The sequence below is a fragment of the Mesorhizobium sp. 43Arga genome, from assembly GCF_053714255.1.
In genome coordinates this window covers 1-3,173 of sequence record NZ_JBSKBO010000036.1, presented here as the reverse complement: position 1 = coordinate 3,173, position 3,173 = coordinate 1, and the positions used below count along the sequence as shown (strand labels likewise).

Sequence of the window (3,173 nt, the reverse complement as noted above, 5' to 3'; positions counted from 1 at the left end):
CTGAGGGTCGACGTCGTTCATCTTGGCGCTGACGATCAGGCTGTAGAGAACGGCAGCGCGCTGTCCGCCGCGATCGGAACCGCAGAACAACCATGACTTTCTACCGAGAGCAATGCATGATTCATTATGCTGCTCCTCTTCAAATGGCGGAAAACAGGGATTTCTGGTTTTGGTCGGTGACGCGACACGGGCCTTTACGCGAGATCGCGGCTTTGACGGCGGGCTTTTCGAGGTCCGCTGCGCGGATTTGATGGGGGGCGCCGGGCATGATTTGCTCGGTGGGCAAGAGCCCGGCTTCGACGGCACGCCGGATTTTATGGTTGGTGACGCCGAATTTGGTCGCGGCTTCCGACATGGTGAGCCATTCTCCGCCGGTGTTGCAGGCCGACCGGTAGCCCTCGATCTTGTGCACCCGGCGCAATGAGCTGACGCGATGCCCTGTCCAGGTCTTTCCCTGACCGGTCCGCATCCCCATGCGGTTGAGCGTGGCGGCGACATCCGCGTCGGACCAGCGCGTCGCCATCGATCGAATGATGGCCATCGCCTCCTCGGGCGTGCTTTTGGTGTGCTCGCCGGACCTTGGCTTGCGAATGTGAACCTGCGAATGCTGTCCGCCTTGCCAGTGTATAGTAAGTTCGACCTGTCTCGCATCATCGTCCACGGTCACGACGATATCCTTGATCAGCGCGCGCAGGAGCCGCTGCCGAAAACGCATGTCGACATCGGGAGCGTCCCATGCGGCCTTCAGATCCTGAGCCAGGCCGGCAAAATCCGGCGTGGCGGCGTCATCGCGTACTGGCCGATTGTTGAGCCGGGCTTCGCAGGCTTCGACACGGCGAAGCGTCGCCTCCCAGCTCTTCTCAAGCTGAGCAGCTATGAGCCTATTGTCGGGATCGCAGGCCGCATAGCGCCGTTCGGCAAGCGAGGCTTCGTAGCGGGCCTGCTGCAAATCCAGTTCGATCATCTGCCGTCGCTGCGCTTCGCCTTCAAGATGCATCCGCTCCGCCTCCAATGCTGCTTCGATCGCCATGGGTGCCACGGCGCGCAAAACCTCTTGCGAGATCGCGGCGTCGGCTCGACCGCCATTGGCGGTCATGCATCGGGGTCGCGCCAGCGCGAGGTTCGAACGGTCGCAACGATAAATATGATACCCGATGCGGCGGCCGACATAAACGACGCACAGGCGGCGGCCGCAATGACCACAGGTGAGCATGCCGGCCAGGAGAGCCTTCCCGCCCCGACCGGACTTTACACCGCCGCCCTTGCCGTAGGCGTTGGCGGCGAGCAGCTTCTGATTCCGCTCATACTCGTCCCAGCTGACATAGCCTTCATGATGCTCCCTGAGCATAACCGCCCAATCCTCATAGGATTTACGGTGCCCGTAGCTCTTGCGAACGCGGCCATCGACGATCTCGGTCCGCTTCTGCGTTTTGCCGTACACATAGACCCCTGCATAGAAGGGGTTCTTCAACACGCTGATGACGTTGCGATAGCGGATCGGAACCCAGTCGAAGGAGACCATTATCTTGCCGTCAGACGGGCGCGGAAAATGCATGCCTTCGGCATTGAGCGCGATCAGCACCTGGCGGGCGCTGCCGATCTCGCGGAACCGCGCGAATATAAGCCTGATGGCTTCCTGGACCCGCATATCAGGGTCGAAACCCAGGCCGTAATCGCGGTGCCAGATGTAGCCGATCGGCACGCTTATCCGCAGTTCGCCCCGCTGGGCCTTCTGTCGCGCGGCCTCGTACATCCGCGCCCGAATGACGGAAAGCTCGAACTCGCTGATGTTGCCCTTCATGCCGAGCAACAACCGGTCGTTCGGCTTGGCGGGATCATAAATGCCGTCGATATCAATAACGCGCGCATCGACTTGGCCGCAAAGCTCGAGCAGCCTTTGCCAGTCCGGACCGTTGCGCGACAACCGCGAGGCCTCAAGGCACAATACGGCGCCGACATGACCGGTGCACAGATCGTCGACGAGTCGTTCAAAACCGGGGCGCTCGACGGCGCCGCTCGCGCTGCGTCCCAGATCCTCGTCGATCACCTCGACATTGTGGAACCCCCAACGCCGCGCAACGTCGACCAGCTCATATTGCCGGCGTTGACTCTCAAGGTTGGCATGAACCTGTTGGGCCGTCGACTGTCTGACGTAGACGACGGCCTTGCGCTTCAGGAGGGCCAAGGGAAGAAGATTACCGCCCGTCATCGGTCATCTCCTTCTCCGCGACGCCGGCAGCCGCCGTCAGCAGCTTGGCGAGGCTCGCGACCGCGCCTGCGCGCTGCGCTTTCGTCAGCCCGTCCAGGGCTCGGGAGTCGAGTGGCATGATCAATTGCCGCGGTGCTGGCAGCCGGCTTGGTGGGGGCAGTCTCTTCATCGATGACCTCCTGAGCGTTCGAACCGCTCGCAAGGCCATTACGAAATCCCCGATGGATCAAGAGGTGGTGAAGGTCAGGGGCTACCCAAGCTGAACGCTTCGCACACGTCGCGATCCAACATCCATGCGGGAACGACAATGACTTCGCCATGGCGCACGACAATGTGCGCGACTCTGCCGTTCGCCCGTTCCTCGATATACTCGCATCGAACGGTCCGCTCGAAATGCGGATGCCATCGATACCAAACGACAACCTCGCGCCCGACATGGGCAGAATGTCTGCGAGATGACAATTACCCGAAAGAACAGCCTCTTCGCCGGCAGCGACGGCGGCGGACGGACATGGGCCACCATCGCCACGCTGCTGACCACCGCCAAGATGAATCAGGTCGATCCGCACGCCTGGCTCACCCAAACCCTCGAGCGTATCGCCAATGGCTGGCCAAACAGCGATATCGAGGCGCTTATGCCTTGGAACTACCAGCGCTGAACGGCATCAGCTACCCGCTTACCTTGATGCCTTCCTAGCATCGGACACTACGCTGACGCCGCGGGCCGCGACGTGTCAGCTTCCGTGAGAAATGGGCTCAGATAGGTGCGGCCTCCGCGACGAGCGGCTATCACCTCGACAGCACAGCGGATGATGTCTTCACGTCCTTCAGCGACGTCTCATTTTCGCCTAGACTAGTTTCCGTCCACAAACGGTAAGTGATTGATTTTGTGCCGTTAATCGTAGCTTTGCGCGAGCAAGGCCCGGCGGTTTCTGGTATCTTGGATCATGCCACTGAGTCCAAA

Annotated in this window: 2 protein-coding genes and 1 pseudogene; 1 reads left to right on the top strand and 2 read right to left on the bottom strand. The window is 61.0% G+C overall.

The genetic code is table 11. The features are described 5' to 3' along the window. Positions 1-139 precede the first annotated feature (139 nt). On the bottom strand, positions 140-2,209 hold the full coding sequence (locus ACWGS8_RS35080; protein WP_454585194.1) for a recombinase family protein: 2,070 nt from the start codon (positions 2,207-2,209) through the stop codon (positions 140-142). Next, positions 2,196-2,378 carry a hypothetical protein gene (locus ACWGS8_RS35075; RefSeq protein ID WP_454585193.1) on the bottom strand — a complete coding sequence of 61 codons (183 nt, stop codon included), beginning with the start codon at positions 2,376-2,378 and terminating at the stop codon, positions 2,196-2,198. Before ACWGS8_RS35075 ends, ACWGS8_RS35080 begins: the two co-directional genes overlap by 14 nt. Positions 2,379-2,667: 289 nt before the next feature. Here ACWGS8_RS35075 and ACWGS8_RS35070 point away from each other — a divergent pair. Then, positions 2,668-2,868: pseudogene (locus ACWGS8_RS35070) on the top strand (transposase domain-containing protein); the annotation flags it as partial. Between the last annotated feature and the right edge of the window lie 305 nt (positions 2,869-3,173).

Excerpts from the sequence above, each read along its gene's own strand:
- ACWGS8_RS35080 (WP_454585194.1), bottom strand. The coding sequence starts at position 2,209 with ATGACGGGCGGTAATCTTCTTCCCTTGGCCCTCCTGAAGCGCAAGGCC.
- ACWGS8_RS35075 (WP_454585193.1), bottom strand. The coding sequence starts at position 2,378 with ATGAAGAGACTGCCCCCACCAAGCCGGCTGCCAGCACCGCGGCAATTG.